Below are 17,385 nucleotides of genomic sequence, written 5' to 3'. Positions count from 1 at the left end.
GCGTCCCCACGCTGCTGATCCGGTCGGAGTCCTGCCTGCGAGGGCCGGGCAGCCGGTGCACCACGCTTGGAGACCATCATGAGCCAGACCCACAGCCTGCCGGCCGCAGCCCCCCTCGACGCCGCCGACGTCGACTCCACGCCTGCCGCCGCCGCCGCGCAGCCCGACGTGGCCGCCAGCGAGCCGAGCAACGACCAGCGCGCCGTGACCTGGATCGTCAAGGACGGCGGCAACCGCCGCATGGCCTTCGACCGCTCGCGCCTGCAGCGCACCCTGGACCGGATCCACGCCGAGTTCCCGCAGCTGGACGTGGCCGACTACGAGCGCAAGGCCTTCGCCTTCGTGGAGAAGAAGGAAAGCCTGTCGGCCGACGACATGGTCGACTACCTGATCCGCGAGGCCGAGTCGCGCGTGGACATCGCCACGCCGGAGTGGGAGTACTTCGCCGCGCGCCTGTACCTGCACCGCCTGTACAAGCGCGCCAGCAAGAACCGCTTCTACGATGCCGGCGAGAAGTACGGCTCCTACGTCGGCCTGCAGGAAAGCCTGGCCGACCGCGGCGTGTACTCGATCGACATCCTCAAGAACTACTCCAAGGACGAACTGGCCGAAGCCGGCCGGATGATCGACCCGGAACGCGACAAGCTGTTCGCCTACAACGGCCTGTACCTGCTGGCCACGCGCTACCTGGCCACCGACAACTCGCGCAAGGTCTACGAACTGCCGCAGGAGCGCTGGCTGACCATCGCGCTGTACCTGATGCAGGACGAGAAGCCGCGCGAGCGGCGCATGCAGCTGGTCGGCGAGGCCTACTGGGCGCTGTCCAACCTGTACATGACCGTGGCCACGCCGACGCTGGCCAACGCCGGCAAGATCGGCGGGCAGCTGTCGAGCTGCTTCATCGACACCGTCGACGACAGCCTGCAGGGCATCTACGACTCCAACACCGACGTGGCGCGCGTGTCCAAGCACGGCGGCGGCGTCGGCGCCTACCTGGGCTACGTGCGGTCGTCCGGCTCGGCGATCCGCGGGGTCAAGAACTCCAGCGGCGGCGTGGTGCCGTGGATCAAGCAGCTCAACAACACCGCGGTGTCGGTGGACCAGCTCGGCCAGCGCAAGGGCGCCATCGCCGTGTACCTGGACATCTGGCACCGCGACATCGAGGCGTTCTTGGACCTGCGCCTGAACAACGGCGACCAGCGCCTGCGCGCGCACGACGTGTTCACCGCGGTGTGCGTGCCGGACATCTTCATGGAAGCGGTGGAACGCCGCGGCGAGTGGTACCTGTTCGACCCGCACGAGGTGAAGGAGGTCAAGGGCTGGTACCTGCAGGACTTCTTCGACGAGAAGCGCGGCGAAGGCAGCTTCCGCGCCCGCTACGAGGAAGTGGTGGCCGACGAGCGCATCGGCCGCAAGGTGGTCAAGGCCATCGACATGTTCAAGCGGATCATGGTCAGCCAGCTGGAGACCGGCAACCCGTTCATGTTCTATCGCGACGAAGTCAATCGCATGAACCCGAACAAGCACCAGGGCATGGTCTATTCCAGCAACCTGTGCACCGAGATCCTGCAGAACATGAGCCCGACCCGGGTCATCCAGGAGATGATCAGCGGCGACCAGATCGTGACCACCAAGCAGGCCGGCGACTTCGTCGTGTGCAACCTGTCCTCGGTGAACCTGGGCCGCGCGGTCACCGCGCAGCCGGACCTGCTCTCGCCGGACGTGCTGGAGCGGCTGATCCGCGTGCAGGTGCGCATGCTCGACAACGTGATCGATCTCAACGACCTGCCGGTGCCGCAGGCCACCATCACCAACCAGAAGTACCGCGCGATCGGCCTGGGCACGTTCGGCTGGCACCACCTGCTGGCGCAGAAGGGCATCGACTGGAATTCCAAGCAGGCCGAGGACTACAGCGACGAGCTCTACGAGCGCATCAACTACCTGACCATCCAGGCGAGCCTGGCGCTGGCCAAGGAGAAGGGCGCCTACAAGGTGTTCAAGGGCAGCGACTGGCAGAACGGCGAGTACTTCAGCAAGCGCGGCTATACCAGCCCCGAGTGGCAGGAACTGGCCGCGCAGGTCAGCATCAACGGCGTGCGCAACGCGTGGATGGTGGCGGTGGCGCCGAACATGAGTACCGCGCAGATCGCCGGCTCCACCGCCTCGATCGACCCGATCTACAGCGCGTTCTACTACGAGGAAAAGAAGGACTTCCGCCGTCCGGTGGTGGCGCCGGGCCTGACCGTGGACACCTACCCGTACTACGAGAAGGGCGCCTACCGGGTGGACCAGTTCGCCAGCGTGCGCCAGAACGCGCGCCGCCAGCGCCACGTCGACCAGTCGATCAGCTTCAACTTCTACGTGCCCAGCGGCATCCGCGCCAGCACCCTGCTGGACCTGCACATGACCGCGTGGAAGGAAGGCCTGAAGACCACCTACTACGTGCGCTCCAACGATATCGACATCAGCGAATGCGAGTGGTGCTCGAGCTGATCGCCACCCCGTAGCGGCGCTCCCGCGCGCATGGCTTCCCAAGGGGCGCCCTGCGCGCGGTGCGTCGCCCCGCATCGCCGCGCCGCCTGCGGCGCTTTTCACCCGACTACCGAATCCGACCCATGGCCATCGCGCTCGACCGCATCAAGATCCTCGAACCGATGCATCCCAACCGCTCCACCGGGATCATCAACGGCACCACCAGCGGCATCCTCAACTGGAACGACATCCCGTATCCGTCGTTCTACCGGGCCTACAAGGAACTGTCGACCAACTTCTGGATCCCCGACGAGGTGGACATGAAGGGCGACGCCAAGCAGTACGGCGAGCTGTCGGCGCGCGAGAAGAATGCCTACGACTCGATCATCGGCCTGCTGGCCACGCTGGATTCGCCGCAGACGCGCTTCATCTACAACGTCGCCGAATACATCACCGACCCGGCCGCGCACGCCAACGCGGCGATCATCGGCCAGCAGGAAGTGATCCACAACGAGAGCTATTCCTACGTGCTGGCGTCCATCGCCGGGCTGGCCGACCAGAACCGCGTGTTCGAGATCGCGCGCACGCACCCGACCATCATCGCGCGCAACCAGCCGATCATGCAGGCCTACGACGACTTCATGCGCGAGAAGACCGCCGAGACCCTGCTGCGCTCGCTGATCCAGTCCTCGATCCTGGAAGGCATCAACTTCTATTCCGGCTTCGCCTACTTCTACAACCTGGTGCGGCAGAACCGCATGACCGGCACCGGCAAGATCATCAGCTTCATCAACCGCGACGAGCTGGCCCACACCAAGTTCATCAGCGAGCTGATCCGCGCGATCATCGGCGAGAACGCCGAGCTGCAGACCAACGAACTGACCGACTACGTGCACCAGGCATTCGAGCACGCGATCCGGCTGGAGACCGAGTGGTCCTCGGAAGTGCTCGACGGCATCGAGGGCATCGACGTGGACGAGATGATCCAGTACGTGAAGTACCGCGCCAACAAGATGTCCGGCATGCTCGGCATCGAGAAGCTGTACACCGACGCCAGCGACAACGTGATGCCGTGGATCAAGGCCTACGCGGACAACTTCACCGAGACCAAGACCGACTTCTTCGAGATGCGCAACGCCAGCTACAAGAAGACCAATTCGGACAACGGATTCGACGATCTGTGAGGGGCCGGGATTGGGGATTGGCAAAAGCGATCCCGAGCCCGCCTTTCCCAATCCCCGATCTCTCTCCGACTCATTGACCTGAGAAGCAGCGATCCGGAGTTTTGTGAGGCGCGATCGGTAACAGCCACGGTCCCGCTTTTACCAATTCCGAATCCCCCAATCCCCAATCCCCAATCCCGGCCCCATGAACGTCCTGCTAGCCTACGCCTCGCTCAGCGGCAACACCCGCGACGTCGCCCGCCGCGTGCAGGCGCAGTGCGAGGCGGCGGGGCATCGGGTGACGGTGATCCATACCGACATGCAGACCCTGCACGGCGCGCTCGGCGATGCCGCGCATGCGGCCAGGTTCGACCTGCACCTGCTCGGCAGCTGGAGCGACAACGCCGGGCGCACCCCGGCGGAGATGAAGCGCTACATCGCCGAGCTGGTCGAGGCGACCGGCAAGGCGATCGAGGTGGCGGCGTTCGGTACCGGCGAGACGCAGTGGGGGCTGGAGTACTACTGCGGCGCGGTCAAGCGCATCGCCCGTTTCTTCGACAGCGCCTATCCGTTGCTGGAGATCGAACAGATGCCGCACGGCGAGCGCGACAGCGCGGCGATCGATGCCTGGTGCGCGCGGGTGCTGGTGCTGCGCGCCGCGCGTGCGGCGGCGGCGGGCGGCTCCGCGTCGGCGACTGCGCCAGCCGCTGCCGAGCCCGCGGCCGGCGGGTCCGCCGGATTCGTGCCGATGGCGTTGCCGCTGCACGGCAGCGGCTGACGCCGCATTCCCCATCGTTTCAAGGCAGCGCCGGCGCCTTCACTCCTGCGCGGCCATTCCCCGACACCAGACAAGGTTCCGCTCCATGTTCACCACCATCACCGTCGCCACCGCCGAACAGTTCGCCGACGCCATCGCCGCGCATCCGCGCGTGCTGGCCGATTTCAACAAGGACAACTGCCCCGGCTGCCGCATGCTCGACAAGTCGCTGGAGCGCTTCGCCGAGAGCGACAGCGCGCAGGGCGTGACCTTGCTGAAGGTGAAGATGGAGGACGTGGGCGAGGACTTCTTCCGCGCCCAGGGCCTGCGCCAGACCCCGACGCTGATGCTGTTCCGCCAGGGCGAGGAAGTGGCGCGGGTGCCCGGCTTCGTGCCGCCGGCTAAGATCGACGAAGCAGTGCGCGCGCACCTGGGCTGAGTGCGTTTCGCGGCGCGGGTGCCGCTCGCTCGGCCCGCTCGCGTTCGTTTCGCGCAACTGCCCGCTGCTCGCAGCGCTGCGCAGCATCCTTGCGGGAGCGACTTCGGTCGCGACGGGCCTTGTCGGTGAAGCCCGTCGCGACTGAAGTCGCTCCCACAGAAGGCATCGCATGCACGGTGCATCGCCGGTGGAGCGCCGCTGCGCATGCACGGCAACAGTCGGCGCTCATGCCGGCAGCATCCGCAGCACGCCGCGCACGCTCGCCATCGCGCTTGACCTCAACCGCGCTTGAGATCGCCTAATCCAGGCTCCCAGCACCAGGAGCCTTCATGCGGATCACCGAACTCAGCCTGCCCGCCAGCGACCCCGCGGCCAGCGCCGCCTTCTATCGCGACGTGCTGCAGTTGCCGGTCGCGGCCACGCGGGTGCGCATCGGCTGGAGCCGGCTCGACCTGGTGCCCGCCGGCGCCGAGGTCGGCAGCGTGCATCTGGCCTTCAACATGCCGCCCGCGCGCTTCGCCGCCGCCTGCGACTGGCTGTCCGCGCGCGTGCCGTTGCTGCGCGATCCGCTCGGCGAGGTGCACTTCGCGCTCGGTGCGGCGTGGCAATCGCAGTCGGTGTATTTCGCCGGGCCCGACGGCGCAGTGCTGGAACTGATCGCACGCCGGCCGTTGCCGGTGCAGGCGGTCGCCGACGGCGCGTTCTCCGCAGACGAGTTGCTGTGCATCAGCGAAGTCGGGTTGCCCAGCGCGCACGTGCATGCGGTCGCTGCCGCGGCGCAGGACCGGTTGGGCGTGCTGCCGTTCATGCCGGTGCGCGACGTGTTCGCGCCGCTCGGCGATCACGAAGGCCTGCTGATCGTGGTCGATGCGCAGCGGCGCTGGTTTCCCGAGCACCGCCAGCTGCCGTTCGCGCGTGGCATGCGGGTGGTCGTCGAAGGCGTGCGCGGCGGGCAGGTGCTGCGCGACGCGACGGGGTGGGAGGTGGTGTCGCGTTGATGCGGCCCGCCCATGCCTCCCTGTAGGAGCGGCTTCAGCCGCGACAGGCGTTACCGGCAAAGCCCGTCGCGGCTGAAGCCGCTCCTACAAAGGGACACGAGTGCCCTGCAGAAGAATCGCAGCCTACCCGCGCTTGCCCGCCGCCTGCGCCTGCGCCAGCTGCCACAGGTGGCGCACCACCGGCATCGCCCGCGCGGTGGCCGGCAGCGCCGCCAGCGCCAGTCGCGCCATCGGCACGCGGCCTTCGATGTCCAGGTAGCGCACGCCGGGCAACTGCACCTGGGTGGTGGAGGCCGGCACCACCGAGACGCCGAGTTCGGCGGCGACCAGGTTCACGATCGACGACATCTGCGGCGCTTCCTGTTTGATCTGCAGTTCGAAGCCGGACTGGCGGCAGGCGTCGAGGATCTCGTCGTACAGGCTGGTGCCGAAGCTGCGCGGGAACAGGATGAACGGCTCGCCGGCCAGCGCCGACAGCGGCGCCCGCTTGCGCTTGGCCAGGCGGTGCGCGGTGGGGACCGCGATCTTCATCGGCTCGTCGGGAAATTTCAGCAGCTGCAGCTCGGGCGGCGTGACCACGCTGTAGCGAACGAAGGCCGCATCCAGGCGGCCCTGCACCAGCGCGGCGAGCAGGCCGGCGGTGTTGGTTTCCTCCAGCGCCAGCGCTACCGCCGGCCAGCCGCGGCGGAAGTTGCGCACCAGCATCGGCACCACCGGATTGAATGCCGCCGAGGCGGTGAAGCCCAGCCGCAGCACGCCGCTCTCGCCGCGTGCGGCACGGCGCGCGGCATCGCCGGCGCGCTCCAGGTCGGCGAGCACGCGCTTGGCCTCCACCCGGAACGCGCGCCCGGCCTCGGTGAGGTCGGCGCCGCGCGGGGTGCGCAGGAACAGCGGCGTGCCCAGTTCCCGTTCCAGCGCGCGGATCTGCTGGCTCAGCGGCGGCTGCTGGATGCCCAGCTGCGCCGCGGCGCGAGTGAAGTGTCCGGCCTCGGCGACGGCCAGGAAATAGCGCAGGTGGCGCAGTTCCATGTCATATCCACACGATATGGAGAATGCCTGGATCATATATTGGACACCGGATCGATGCAGGCAAATACTGGCCGCCCTTCTTCGCTGCCCGGTCGTCGTGAGCACTTCCAGCCAATGCCCGCCGCTGCAGGACGTGGACGCCGCGCCACTGGTGCGCATCCGCCTGGCGCTGTTCCTGGCCGGGTTCGCCACCTTCTCGCTGCTGTACAGCGTGCAGCCGCTGCTGCCGGCGTTCGCGCGCGAGTTCGGGGTCAGCGCCGCGACCAGTTCGCTGCCGCTGTCGCTGGCCACCGGCGGCCTGGCGATCGCGATCTTCTGCGCCGGCGCGGTGTCGGAGAACCTGGGCCGGCGCGGGCTGATGTTCGTGTCGATCGCGCTGGCGGCGCTGCTCAACCTGATTGCCGCGTGCCTGCCGCACTGGGGCGCGCTGGTCGCGGTGCGCGCGCTGTCCGGCATCGCCCTGGGCGGGGTGCCGGCGGTGGCGATGGTGTACCTGGCCGAGGAAGTGCCGGCGCGCAAGCTGGGCGCGGCGACCGGGCTGTACGTGGCCGGCAACGCGTTCGGCGGCATGGTCGGGCGCATCGGCATGAGCGTGCTCACCGACCATTTCGACTGGCGCATCGCGCTGGCCGCGGTGTCCGCCATCGACCTGCTGGCGGCGGTCGGCTTCGTGCTGCTGCTGCCGCGCTCGCGCCATTTCGTGCGCCGCCGCGGCATCAATCTGCGCTTCCACCTGCAGGCCTGGGGCGGGCATCTGCGCGACCGCCATCTGCCGTGGCTGTTCGCGATCCCGTTCCTGGCGATGGGCGTGTTCGTCAGCGTCTACAACTACGCCGGCTTCCGCCTGGGCGGGCCGGAGTTCGGACTCAGCCAGAGCCAGCTGGGCATGATCTTCAGCGCCTACGTGTTCGGCATCGTGTCCTCGTCGGTGGCCGGCGCGGCCTCGGACCGTTTCGGCCGCGGCCCGGTGGTGCTGGCCGGCATCGCGGTGGCGGCGCTCGGCGTGGCGCTGACCATCGCGCACGTGCTGGCGCTGGTCATCGCCGGCATCGTGCTGCTGACCATCGGCTTCTTCATTGCGCATTCGGCGGCCAGTGCCTGGGTCGGCCGCCTCGGCGGGCAGAACAAGGGCCACGCCGCGTCGCTGTACCTGCTGGCCTACTACAGCGGCGCCAGCCTGATCGGCTCGCTCAGCGGCGCGGCCTGGCAGCATGGCGGCTGGAACGCGCTGGTCGGCTGCTGCCTGCTGTTGCTGGGCATCGGCCTGGTCGCCGCGCAGGTGCTGCGGCGTAGCGCCGACGACAGCCGCCCGTACGGCCGCTTCGGCCCGCATCCGCCGCGCGGCGAGTAGGCGCGCCGCTGCCGCGCATGCCCTGGTGCGGCGGCGTGTACCCACTGGAGGCAGAAATGCAGATCGAGCACCTTGATCATCTGGTCCTCACAGTCGCCGACATCGACGCCAGCTGCGCGTTCTACGCGCGCGTGCTCGGCATGCAGGTGCAGCGGTTCGGCGAAGGCCGCACCGCGCTGGCATTCGGCCGGCAGAAGATCAACCTGCACGCCGCCGGCCGCGAGTTCGAGCCGAAGGCGCGCGTGCCCACGCCCGGTTCCGGCGACCTGTGCTTCATCACCGCCACGCCGCTGGCGCAGGTGCGCAGCGAACTGGACGCGGCGGCGGTCGCCATCGAGGACGGCCCGGTGCGGCGTACCGGCGCCACCGGGCCGATCCTGTCGCTGTATTTCCGCGATCCGGACGGCAACCTGATCGAGGTCAGCAACCTGCTCTAGCGCGATCGCCACGTCGCACATTTCCCGCCGCGTTCGTCGCGGCCGATGGCCGAGACCACCCGGCACCGCTCGCGCGGGAGCGCGGCGGGGATACCCCGATCGCCCGCAACCCATGCGCGTTTATGTGCGGCCCTTGCGCCGTGGCCGCGGACGCCCAAGATAAAAGGGCCACCCGCCCTATTGGAGTGCCGTGATGCATCAGTTGCTGCTGCCGCCAGAGGCCGATGCCGACGCCGCGGCGCTGCAAGCGTTCGTCGAGGGGCACCGGCGCCTGTTCGTGCTGACCGGCGCCGGCTGCAGCACCGATTCGGGCATTCCCGACTACCGCGATGCCGCCGGCGACTGGAAGCGCGCGCAACCGGTCACCTACCAGGCGTTCATGGGCGAGCTGGCGACGCGGCAGCGCTACTGGGCGCGCAGCCTGGTCGGCTGGCCGCGCTTCGGCCATGCCCGGCCCAACGCCACGCATGCGGCGCTGGCGCAGCTGGAAGCACGCGGCCAGGTCGAACTGCTGCTGACCCAGAACGTGGACCGCCTGCACCAGGCCGCCGGCAGCCAGGCGGTGATCGACCTGCACGGGCGCCTGGACGTGGTGCGCTGCATGGGCTGCGAGCGGCGCCTGCCGCGCGAGGAGTTCCAGCAGCAACTGCTGCGCCACAACCCGCAGTGGGCGACGCTGCAGGCCGGGCAGGCGCCCGACGGCGACGCCGACCTGGAGGACGTGGACTTCGCCGCCTTCGCGGTGCCGGCGTGCACGCACTGCGGCGGCGTGCTGAAGCCGGACGTGGTGTTCTTCGGCGAGAACGTGCCGCGCGAGCGCGTGGCCGCCGCCTTCGCGCACCTGCAGCAGGCCGACGCGATGCTGGTGCTGGGGTCCTCGCTGATGGTCTATTCCGGCTTCCGCTTCGTGCAGGCCGCGGCCAGGGCCGGCGTGCCGATCGCCGCGGTCAACCTGGGCCGCACCCGCGGCGACGACCTGCTGAGCCTGAAGCTGGCCCAACCCTGCGCGCAGGCACTGCACTTTCTGCTACCGCCGGTGGCCGCGTAGCGGACGGCGCGGCGCGCGTTCCGAATCCGCGCACGAACTGATCCACCGGCAGTGGTTGATCGGCAGCGGCGGCAGGAGTGCAATGGCAGCCTGCCCGCACCACGGCGGGCGCCCCCACGGAACGCCACCTTGAGCCACCTGTTCTCGCCCCTCGCGCTGGGGCCGCTGTCGTTGTCCAATCGCATCGTCATCGCGCCGATGTGCCAGTACTCGGCCGAGCACGGCCAGGCCAGCGACTGGCACACCATCCACCTCGGCCAGCTGGCGCAGTCCGGCGCCGGCCTGATGATCCTGGAAGCCACCGCGGTGGAGCCGCGCGGGCGCATCAGCTACGCCGACCTGGGCCTGTGGGACGACGCCACCGAAGCGGCGCTGCGCGGCGTGCTGGCCACGGTGCGGCGCTGGTCGCCGATGCCGCTGGGCATCCAGCTCGCGCATGCCGGGCGCAAGGCGTCCACGCACAAGCCGTGGGACGGCGGCGGCGCGATCGCGCCGGGGCAGCCGAACGGCTGGCAGACGGTGGCGCCGTCGGCGCTGCCCTTCGCCGAGAACGGCACGCCGCCGGAAGCGTTGGACCTGGCCGGCATCGACGCCATCGTCGCGGCGTTCGTCGCCTCGGCGCAGCGCGCCGAACGGCTGGGTTTCGAGCTGATCGAACTGCATGCCGCGCACGGCTACCTGCTGCACCAGTTCCTGTCGCCGCTGAGCAACCAGCGCGGCGACGCCTACGGCGGCAGCCTGGAGAACCGCATGCGCTTGCTGCTGCGCGTGCATGCGGCGGTGCGCGCGGCGGTGTCGGCGTCGGTGGCGGTGGGCGTGCGCATCTCCGCCACCGATTGGGTCGACGGCGGCTGGGACGTGGCGCAGAGCGTCGCGCTGGCGCAGGCGCTGCAGGCGCAGGGCTGCGACTACCTGCACGTGTCCAGCGGCGGCCTGGACCGCCGCCAGCAGATCCCGGTCGCGGCCGGCTACCAGGTGCCGCAGGCCGAGGCGATCCATCGCGCCGTGACGATGCCGGTGATCGCGGTCGGCCTGATCACCGAGCCGCAGCATGCCGAGGCGATCCTGGCCGAGGGCCAGGCCGACGCGATCGCGCTGGCCCGCGGCATCCTCTACGATCCACGTTGGCCGTGGCATGCCGCCGCCGCGCTGGGCGCCAAGCTCAAGCCGGCGCCGCAATACCTGCGCTGCGAGCCGCGCTCGGCGCGCGGCCTGTTCGACGCGTGACGCGCGCGCGCCTGGCCGCGCGCGGCGCGGCCTCCACCTGGAACCGTTCAAGGAGTTTGCGATGAGCATCGGCTTTCTCGGCCTGGGCACGATGGGCCAACCGATCGCGCACAACCTGCTGCGCGCCGGGCATGCGCTGACCGTGTGGAACCGCAGCGCCGCCGCGGCGCAGCCGCTGCTCGAGGCCGGCGCGCAGGTGGCCGCGCAGCCGGCCGATGCGGTGCGCGGCCAGGTGCTGTTCTCGATGCTGGCCGACGACGCGGCGGTGCGTGAGACCCTGCTCGACCGCGGCGCGCTGGAGGCGCTCCCCGCCGGCAGCGTGCACGTCAACATGGCCACGATCTCGGTGGCGCTGGCGCGCGAACTGGGCGCCCTGCATGCCGAGCGCGGCGTGGCCTACCTGGCCGTCCCGGTCCTGGGCCGCAGCGACGTCGCCGCCGCCGGCCAGCTCAACCTGCTCGCCGCCGGCGACGCCGCCGCGCTGGCGCGGGTGCAGCCGCTGCTCGACGTGATCGGGCGCAAGACCTGGTATTTCGGCGACGCGCCGGAGCAGGCCAACGCGGTCAAGCTGGCGGCCAACCTGTGCCTGGCCAGCGCGATCGGCACCATGGCCGAAGCCTCGGCGCTGGTGCGCGGGCACGGCGTGGACGCGGCCGATTTCCTGGGCATGCTCGGCAACACCCTGTTCGCCGCACCGGCCTACCAGAGCTACGGCGGCATGATCGCGCAGCAGCGCTACAGCCCGGCCGGCTTCAAGACCACGCTGGGGCTGAAGGACGTGCGCCTGGCCCTGAGCGCCGGCGAAACCCGGCACGTGCCGATGCCGCTGGCCGCGGTGCTGCGCGACCAGTTCATCGACGCGATCGCGCACGGCGACGGCGAACTGGACTGGTCGGCGCTGGCCAAGGTCGCCGCACGCCGCGCCGGGCAGGCCTGAGCGCGGGTCCGCCCCGCGCGTCGCGGGCGATCTTCAGGCGGCCTTGTCGCGGCGTGATGCAGACTGCTTGCCGCGCTTGAGCTTGCCGCGTGCTTCCCGCTAAGGTGCGCGGCTGGCAGGCGCATCATAGGAGGATGCCATGAGCCCGAATTCGTCCGACCCCGGCGCCATGACGCCCATCCAGCCGCCGCGCGCCGTGGCGCGCGAAGCCGCGCTCGGTCCCGAGCATCCGGACCACCCGGACCACCTGCTGTACGCGCAGATCCGCGAAGGCGTGCACGCGCTGGATGCCGCCTGCGGCCGCGCGCCGGATGCGATCAGCGAGCGCATGGTGGCGCGGCTGCTGCCGCTGGCCAAGGAATACGGCTTCGACCAGGTCGATCACGTGGTGCTGAGCCGCGAGCTGGGCGAAGTGGAGCAGGGCGAGAACGTGTTCCTGGTGCGCGGCGACCTGGACGATCCGGCGCACCTGCGCGCGCACATCACCACCCATGAAGCGGTCGGCATGTCGGTGGAAGATTCGCTGGCGCGGCTGGAGAAGGTCAACCGGCGCCTGGCGCTGCGGTTGCGGCCGGAGTGACGTGCCGGCGCTGCGCGGCCAGCGTGGATGCCGCACTTTGTAGGAGCGGCTTCAGCCGCGACGAGCGAAGCGGTGCACTTTCCCATGCCGCACGGCGTCGGGACTGAAGTCCCTCCCACAGCGCACCCGATTGGCTCGCCGCAAGTCCCTGTGGGAGCGACTTCAGTCGCGACGAGCGGAGAGGGACGCTTTCCCATGCCGCATGGCGTCGGGACTGAAGTCCCTCCCACAGGGCACCCGATTGGCTCACCGCAAGTCCCTGTAGGAGCGACTTCAGTCGCGACGAGCGGAGAGGTGCACTTTCCCATGCCGTATGGCGTCGGGGCCGAAGTCCTCCCACAGCGCACCCGATTGGCTCACCGCAAGTCCCTGTAGGAGCGACTTCAGTCGCGACAAGCCCTACCGGTAACGCCTGTCGCGGCTGAAGCCGCTCCTACATTCGGCAAGACACCTTCAGTGCCCTGTGGCATTCCACATTCAGTGTCCTCGCAACACCCGCGCCCATCATCCCGCATCCCGCATCCCGAATTCTCCCCTATCATTGCGCGGATGCGCCCCGACTACATCCTGACCCTGTCCTGCCCGGACCGTACCGGCATCGTCTATCGTGTCAGCGGCCTGCTGTTCGAGCACGGTTGCAACATCCTCGATGCGCAGCAGTTCGGCGACGAGGAGAGCGGCCGCTTCTTCCTGCGCGTGCACTTCGACGTGCCGGCCGACGGCATCGTCGCCGCGGTGAAGGTGCAGCTGGGGCCGCTTGCCGCCGACTACGCGATGGACTGGCAGCTGCACGATGCGCGGCGCCGCGCGCGGCTGCTGGTGCTGGTCAGCAAGCAGGGCCATTGCCTCAACGATCTGCTGTTCCGCGCGCACAGCCGGCAGCTGCGCGTGGACATCGCCGCAGTGGCGTCCAACCACGACGATTTCGCCGCGCTGGCGCGCTCCTACGACGTGCCGTTCCACCACCTGCCGGTCAGCGCCGCCAACCGCGATGCGCAGGAAGCGCAGCTGCTGGCGCTGGTGGAGCGCGAACGCATCGACCTGGTGGTGCTGGCGCGCTACATGCAGATCCTCTCGCCGGCGCTGTGCGCGGCGCTGGCCGGGCGCGCGATCAACATCCACCACAGCTTTCTGCCCAGCTTCAAGGGCGCGCAGCCGTACCACCAGGCGCACGCGCGCGGGGTCAAGATCATCGGCGCCACCGCGCACTACGTCACCGGCGACCTCGACGAAGGCCCGATCATCGAACAGGACGTGGCCCGCGTGGACCACGCGATGACTCCGCGCGAACTGGTGCGCCTGGGCAGCGACACCGAATCGCAGGTGCTGGCGCGTGCGGTCCGCCGCCACGTCGAGCATCGCATCCTGCTCAATGGGCATCGGACGGTCGTGTTTCGCTGATCTGGGGACTCGGGACTCGGGACTCGGGACTCGCAAGAGCTGGGGTTCTGCGCGGTGACGGGATAGGCCGAGGTGTTTTTTTCAGTGATTGGTTTTTTGCCGCCCGCTCAGGGCTCGAAACGGTAGCCGGCGCCGTACACCGAGCGCACCCACTCCTCGCCGCCAACGTCGGCGAGCTTCCGGCGCAGGTTCTTGACGTGGCTGTCGACGGTGCGGTCGGTGACGATGCGGTGGTCGGCGTAGAGCCGGTCCATCAGTTGTTCGCGCGAGTACACGCGGCCCGGGGTGGTGGCGAGGGTGCGCAGCAGGCGGAACTCGACCTGGGTCAGGTCCAGGTCGCGGCCGTGCACGCTGGCACGGCAGGCGTCGGCGTCGATGCGCAGGCCCGGCGCCGGCGCGTCGTTGGGGTCGTGGCGATGGCGGCGAAGCACCGCCTGTACCCGCGCCACCACCTCGCGCGGGCTGAACGGCTTGCAGATGTAGTCGTCGGCGCCGATCTCCAGGCCGAGCAGGCGGTCGATCTCCTCCACCCGCGCGGTGACCATGATCACCGGCACCGCGCTCTCCTTGCGCAGTTCGCGGCAGATCTCCAGGCCATCGCGGTTGGGCAGCATCAGGTCTAGCAGCACCAGGTCCGGCTTCTGCGCGCGGAACGCGCCCAGCGCCTGCGCGCCATCGGCGATCCAGTCATGCGAATAGCCGGCCACATGCAGGTATTCGCTCATCACCGCGGCCAAGCGCGGCTCGTCCTCGACGATCAGCACGTGGCCGATCGGGGCGAGGCCGTTCATGCCGCCAACGCCGGCAAGCGCAGCACCACGCGCAGCCCGCCGAGCGCGGAGGCTTCGGCGACAATCGAGCCGCCATGCGCCTCGGCGATGTTGCGGCAGATCGCCAGGCCCAGGCCGCTGCCCCCGCTGGCGCGGTTGCGCGAGGCCTCGGCGCGGTAGAAGCGTTCGAACAGGCGTGCGCGCTTGTCCGCGTCCACGCCCGGCGCGCTGTCCTCGATTTGCAGTTCCAGCACCGCGTCGTGACGCATGCAGTGCACCTGTACCTGGCCGCCGGCATCGGTGTAGCGCAGCGTGTTCTCCAGCAGGTTGCCGAGCAGTTGCTGCAATCGGCGCTCGTCGCCATCCACCTGCAGCGGGCTGCCGACAATCTGCACCTGCAACTGCAATTGCGCGGCGGCGAAGCGCGCGCGCGCGCCGGCCAGCACGGTGGCCAGGATCAGCGCCAGGTCGACCGGCGCGCGCCGGTAGGCGAGCGCGCCGACGTCGGTCAGGGAGACGTCGTACAGGTCCTCGATCAGCTTGCCGAGCTGGCCGATTTGCTGGTGCAGCGAGGTCAGCGACGCCGGCGTCATCGGCCGGATGCCGTCCTGCAGCGCTTCCAGTTCGGCGCGCAGCACCGCCAACGGTGTGCGCAGCTCGTGCGAGATGTCGGCCATGAACTCGCGCCGCGCGCGTTCGTTGTGCTCCAGCGCCTGCGCCAGCAGGTTGAAGTCGCGCGCAAGCTGGCCGAATTCGTCGCGCGCGCCGGTGTCGATGCGGGTGGCGTAATCGCCGGCAGCCAGGCGATGGGTGGCGCCGGTGAGGCCGCGCATGCGCCGCAGCAAGGCGCGCGACAGCAGCCAGCCGAGCAGCGCGGCGACCAGCAGCGAGGCGCTGCCGATCGTCCACCATGCGCGTTGCTGTGCCTGGTAGAAGCGCGCGTCTTCGGCCGCCAGCACCTTCTGGAACGGCAACATCGCCATCCAGCCGACGGTACGGCCGTCGACCACGATCGGGCGCAGGATGTCGTCGCGGCCGACGTCGGGATTGCCGATCACCGACTTGTAGTCCTTGTCGAGCACGGCGAAGCGGAACACGGCGCCGGTCTGGTCGGAGATCGGCGGCGGGCGGCGCGGCAGGCCGCCGCCGCGTTCCGGGCGCATCAGCACGAACCAGGCGTCGGGGTTGTCGCGCACGAAGTCCCAGTTGCCGTGCCGCGCGTACTCGGCGCTGACCCGCGGCAGCGTCTCCAGCATGCGTTCCACGCCCTGGTCGTTGAGGTAATCCAGGAACTGGCGCTTGAGGAAGATCTGCACGGCCACGCCGTTGACCAGCAGCACCGCCACGCACGCGGCGAGGATGGCGAGGAACAGCTTGGCGGTGATGCCCAGTTTCATCGGAGAGGCAATGCGGGACGCGGCGACGGCGGATGCTGTGCATTAACCGCGCCGAGGCAGGGGAAATCAAGCGAATTAGCACCATTGCCGGCAATCTCCAAATTTGCTGCACATTCGCGCCGTAGCGTGGCCACATTCGGATAAACCGTGAGTCCGCCGCATGCTGCCCGTCGTCGCCCGTCGCTTCCCCGTTTCGTCCTCGCGCTGGCTGTTGGCCGCCGCCATCGCCGCGGCCGTGGCCGCGTGTTCTTCCGAGCAACCGCCGCCGCAGCAGCAGGCGCAGATCGGCGTGGAGACGGTGCGGGCGCAGCGGCTGGCCATGGACCAGACCCTGGCCGGACGCACCGTGGCGTACATGAGTTCGCAGGTGCGCCCGCAGGTCGGCGGCATCCTGCGCAAGCGGCTGTTCACCGAGGGCCAGGACGTCAAGGCCGGCCAGGTGCTGTACGAGATCGATCCGGCCACCTACCAGGCGGCGTACGACAGCGCCAAGGGCGATCTGGCGCAGGCCGAGGCGGCGGTGCAGTCGGCCAGGCCGAAGGCGCAGCGCTATCGCACCCTGGTCGCGCTGGACGCGGTCAGCAAGCAGGACGGCGACGATGCGCTAGCCACGCTGCGCTCGAACGAGGCAGCGGTGGTGGCGGCCAAGGCGGCGCTGCAGACCGCGCGCATCAATCTGGACTACACCCGCATCACCGCGCCGATCGGCGGCCGCATCGGCACCTCCAGCTACACGCCCGGCGCGCTGGTCAGCGCCGGCCAGAGCGACGTGCTGGCCACCATCAACCAGCTCGATCCGATGTACGTGGACGTGACCCAGTCCAGCGCGCAGCTGCTGCAGCTGCGCCGCCAGCTCGACGCCGGCCGGCTCAAGGCGGTGGACGGCAAGGCCGAAGTGAAACTGCAGCTGGAGGACGGCAGCACCTATGCGCGCAGCGGCACGCTGGAAGTGGTCGATGCCGCGGTCGATACTGCTACCGGCACGGTCAAGCTGCGCGCGGTGGTGCCCAACCCCGATCGCCTGCTGCTGCCGGGTATGTACGTCAAGGCGGTGCTGTCGACGGCGGTGGACGAGCAGGCGATCCTGGTGGCGCAGCAGGCGATCAGCCGCAACAGCAAGGGCGAGGCGGTGGCGATGGTGGTCGGCAGCGACAACAAGGTCGCGCAGCGCGTGCTGACCACCGGCGATGCGATCGGCGACAAGTGGGTGGTGCGCGACGGGTTGAAGGTCGGCGACAAGGTCATCGTGCAGGGCCTGCAGAAGGTCGCGGTGGGTGCCCAGGTCAAGGCGGTGGAAGTGACCGCGAATGCCGCCGCCGCCAAGGCGCCTGCGGGCACGCAAGGCGCCGCTGCCGCTGCGCCGCAGGCCAACTGAGGAA

General features: G+C 69.5%; 16 protein-coding genes. 13 read left to right on the top strand and 3 right to left on the bottom strand.

Translation table 11 applies throughout. The features are described 5' to 3' along the window. The first annotated feature begins 78 nt into the window (after positions 1-78). The 5 genes from OCJ37_RS19900 (at position 79) to OCJ37_RS19880 (ending at position 5,829) form a co-directional block, all read left to right on the top strand. Positions 79-2,493, top strand: a complete 2,415-nt coding sequence (locus OCJ37_RS19900; protein WP_263111406.1) for a ribonucleoside-diphosphate reductase subunit alpha — start codon at positions 79-81, stop codon at positions 2,491-2,493. Between the two features lie 122 nt (positions 2,494-2,615). Next, positions 2,616-3,656 (top strand): ribonucleotide-diphosphate reductase subunit beta, encoded by a 1,041-nt coding sequence (locus OCJ37_RS19895; protein ID WP_145703830.1) that lies wholly within the window; start codon positions 2,616-2,618, stop codon positions 3,654-3,656. A 184-nt stretch (positions 3,657-3,840) separates the two neighbouring features. Next, positions 3,841-4,413, top strand: a complete 573-nt coding sequence (locus tag OCJ37_RS19890; RefSeq protein WP_263111405.1) for a flavodoxin — start codon at positions 3,841-3,843, stop codon at positions 4,411-4,413. Between the two features lie 85 nt (positions 4,414-4,498). Next, a complete protein-coding gene (locus tag OCJ37_RS19885; protein WP_003469256.1) occupies positions 4,499-4,831 on the top strand; it encodes a thioredoxin family protein in 333 nt (110 codons plus the stop codon). Between the two features lie 329 nt (positions 4,832-5,160). Beyond that, complete coding sequence (locus tag OCJ37_RS19880; RefSeq protein WP_263111404.1) at positions 5,161-5,829, top strand: VOC family protein; 669 nt, start codon at positions 5,161-5,163, stop codon at positions 5,827-5,829. Between the two features lie 123 nt (positions 5,830-5,952). On the opposite strand, the gene OCJ37_RS19875 is transcribed toward OCJ37_RS19880, so the two are convergent. After that, complete coding sequence (locus OCJ37_RS19875) at positions 5,953-6,858, bottom strand: LysR family transcriptional regulator (RefSeq protein WP_263111403.1); 906 nt, start codon at positions 6,856-6,858, stop codon at positions 5,953-5,955. Positions 6,859-6,955: 97 nt separating this feature from the next. Here OCJ37_RS19875 and OCJ37_RS19870 point away from each other — a divergent pair, with 97 nt between their 5' ends. The 7 genes from OCJ37_RS19870 to purU all read left to right on the top strand — a co-directional run bounded on the left by OCJ37_RS19870 (position 6,956) and on the right by purU (position 13,839). Continuing rightward, complete coding sequence (locus tag OCJ37_RS19870) at positions 6,956-8,209, top strand: MFS transporter (protein ID WP_263111402.1); 1,254 nt, start codon at positions 6,956-6,958, stop codon at positions 8,207-8,209. 56 nt (positions 8,210-8,265) lie between these two features. Further along, entirely contained in the window at positions 8,266-8,646 is a 381-nt protein-coding gene (locus OCJ37_RS19865; RefSeq protein WP_263111401.1) for a VOC family protein, read from the top strand. A gap of 193 nt (positions 8,647-8,839) precedes the next feature. Then, positions 8,840-9,694: an NAD-dependent protein deacetylase gene (locus OCJ37_RS19860; protein ID WP_263111400.1), complete on the top strand. Its 855-nt coding sequence runs from the start codon at positions 8,840-8,842 to the stop codon at positions 9,692-9,694. A gap of 129 nt (positions 9,695-9,823) precedes the next feature. After that, the gene (locus OCJ37_RS19855) at positions 9,824-10,921 is read left to right on the top strand and encodes an NADH:flavin oxidoreductase/NADH oxidase (protein ID WP_263111399.1); all 1,098 of its coding nucleotides are present in this window, start codon (positions 9,824-9,826) and stop codon (positions 10,919-10,921) included. A gap of 61 nt (positions 10,922-10,982) precedes the next feature. Then, positions 10,983-11,858 carry an NAD(P)-dependent oxidoreductase gene (locus tag OCJ37_RS19850; RefSeq protein ID WP_263111398.1) on the top strand — a complete coding sequence of 292 codons (876 nt, stop codon included), beginning with the start codon at positions 10,983-10,985 and terminating at the stop codon, positions 11,856-11,858. Positions 11,859-12,027: 169 nt separating this feature from the next. Further along, positions 12,028-12,438: an XVIPCD domain-containing protein gene (locus OCJ37_RS19845; protein WP_263113746.1), complete on the top strand. Its 411-nt coding sequence runs from the start codon at positions 12,028-12,030 to the stop codon at positions 12,436-12,438. Positions 12,439-12,987: 549 nt separating this feature from the next. After that, positions 12,988-13,839 carry a formyltetrahydrofolate deformylase gene (gene purU / locus OCJ37_RS19840; RefSeq protein WP_263111397.1) on the top strand — a complete coding sequence of 284 codons (852 nt, stop codon included), beginning with the start codon at positions 12,988-12,990 and terminating at the stop codon, positions 13,837-13,839. 107 nt (positions 13,840-13,946) lie between these two features. On the opposite strand, the gene OCJ37_RS19835 is transcribed toward purU, so the two are convergent. Further along, positions 13,947-14,630 carry a response regulator gene (locus tag OCJ37_RS19835; protein ID WP_263111396.1) on the bottom strand — a complete coding sequence of 228 codons (684 nt, stop codon included), beginning with the start codon at positions 14,628-14,630 and terminating at the stop codon, positions 13,947-13,949. Continuing rightward, positions 14,627-16,006, bottom strand: coding sequence for a sensor histidine kinase efflux regulator BaeS (gene baeS / locus OCJ37_RS19830; RefSeq protein WP_263111395.1), 1,380 nt, complete (start codon positions 16,004-16,006; stop codon positions 14,627-14,629). Before baeS ends, OCJ37_RS19835 begins: the two co-directional genes overlap by 4 nt. Before the next feature lie 160 nt (positions 16,007-16,166). Here baeS and OCJ37_RS19825 point away from each other — a divergent pair, with 160 nt between their 5' ends. Next, entirely contained in the window at positions 16,167-17,381 is a 1,215-nt protein-coding gene (locus tag OCJ37_RS19825) for an efflux RND transporter periplasmic adaptor subunit (RefSeq protein WP_263111394.1), read from the top strand. The last annotated feature ends 4 nt before the right edge of the window (positions 17,382-17,385 follow it).

This window comes from Xanthomonas sp. AM6, assembly GCF_025665335.1.
Taxonomy (GTDB): domain Bacteria; phylum Pseudomonadota; class Gammaproteobacteria; order Xanthomonadales; family Xanthomonadaceae; genus Xanthomonas_A.
Note: the sequence above shows the minus strand (reverse complement) of the source record. Positions and strands in the feature narration are given on the sequence as shown.

Coding starts and splice junctions, on each gene's coding strand:
- purU (WP_263111397.1), top strand. CDS start 12,988: ATGCGCCCCGACTACATCCTGACCCTGTCCTGCCCGGACCGTACCGGC.
- OCJ37_RS19845 (WP_263113746.1), top strand. CDS start 12,028: ATGACGCCCATCCAGCCGCCGCGCGCCGTGGCGCGCGAAGCCGCGCTC.
- OCJ37_RS19825 (WP_263111394.1), top strand. CDS start 16,167: ATGCTGCCCGTCGTCGCCCGTCGCTTCCCCGTTTCGTCCTCGCGCTGG.
- OCJ37_RS19885 (WP_003469256.1), top strand. CDS start 4,499: ATGTTCACCACCATCACCGTCGCCACCGCCGAACAGTTCGCCGACGCC.
- OCJ37_RS19850 (WP_263111398.1), top strand. CDS start 10,983: ATGAGCATCGGCTTTCTCGGCCTGGGCACGATGGGCCAACCGATCGCG.
- OCJ37_RS19860 (WP_263111400.1), top strand. CDS start 8,840: ATGCATCAGTTGCTGCTGCCGCCAGAGGCCGATGCCGACGCCGCGGCG.
- OCJ37_RS19890 (WP_263111405.1), top strand. CDS start 3,841: ATGAACGTCCTGCTAGCCTACGCCTCGCTCAGCGGCAACACCCGCGAC.
- OCJ37_RS19880 (WP_263111404.1), top strand. CDS start 5,161: ATGCGGATCACCGAACTCAGCCTGCCCGCCAGCGACCCCGCGGCCAGC.
- OCJ37_RS19895 (WP_145703830.1), top strand. CDS start 2,616: ATGGCCATCGCGCTCGACCGCATCAAGATCCTCGAACCGATGCATCCC.
- OCJ37_RS19835 (WP_263111396.1), bottom strand. CDS start 14,630: ATGAACGGCCTCGCCCCGATCGGCCACGTGCTGATCGTCGAGGACGAG.
- OCJ37_RS19900 (WP_263111406.1), top strand. CDS start 79: ATGAGCCAGACCCACAGCCTGCCGGCCGCAGCCCCCCTCGACGCCGCC.
- baeS (WP_263111395.1), bottom strand. CDS start 16,006: ATGAAACTGGGCATCACCGCCAAGCTGTTCCTCGCCATCCTCGCCGCG.
- OCJ37_RS19875 (WP_263111403.1), bottom strand. CDS start 6,858: ATGGAACTGCGCCACCTGCGCTATTTCCTGGCCGTCGCCGAGGCCGGA.
- OCJ37_RS19865 (WP_263111401.1), top strand. CDS start 8,266: ATGCAGATCGAGCACCTTGATCATCTGGTCCTCACAGTCGCCGACATC.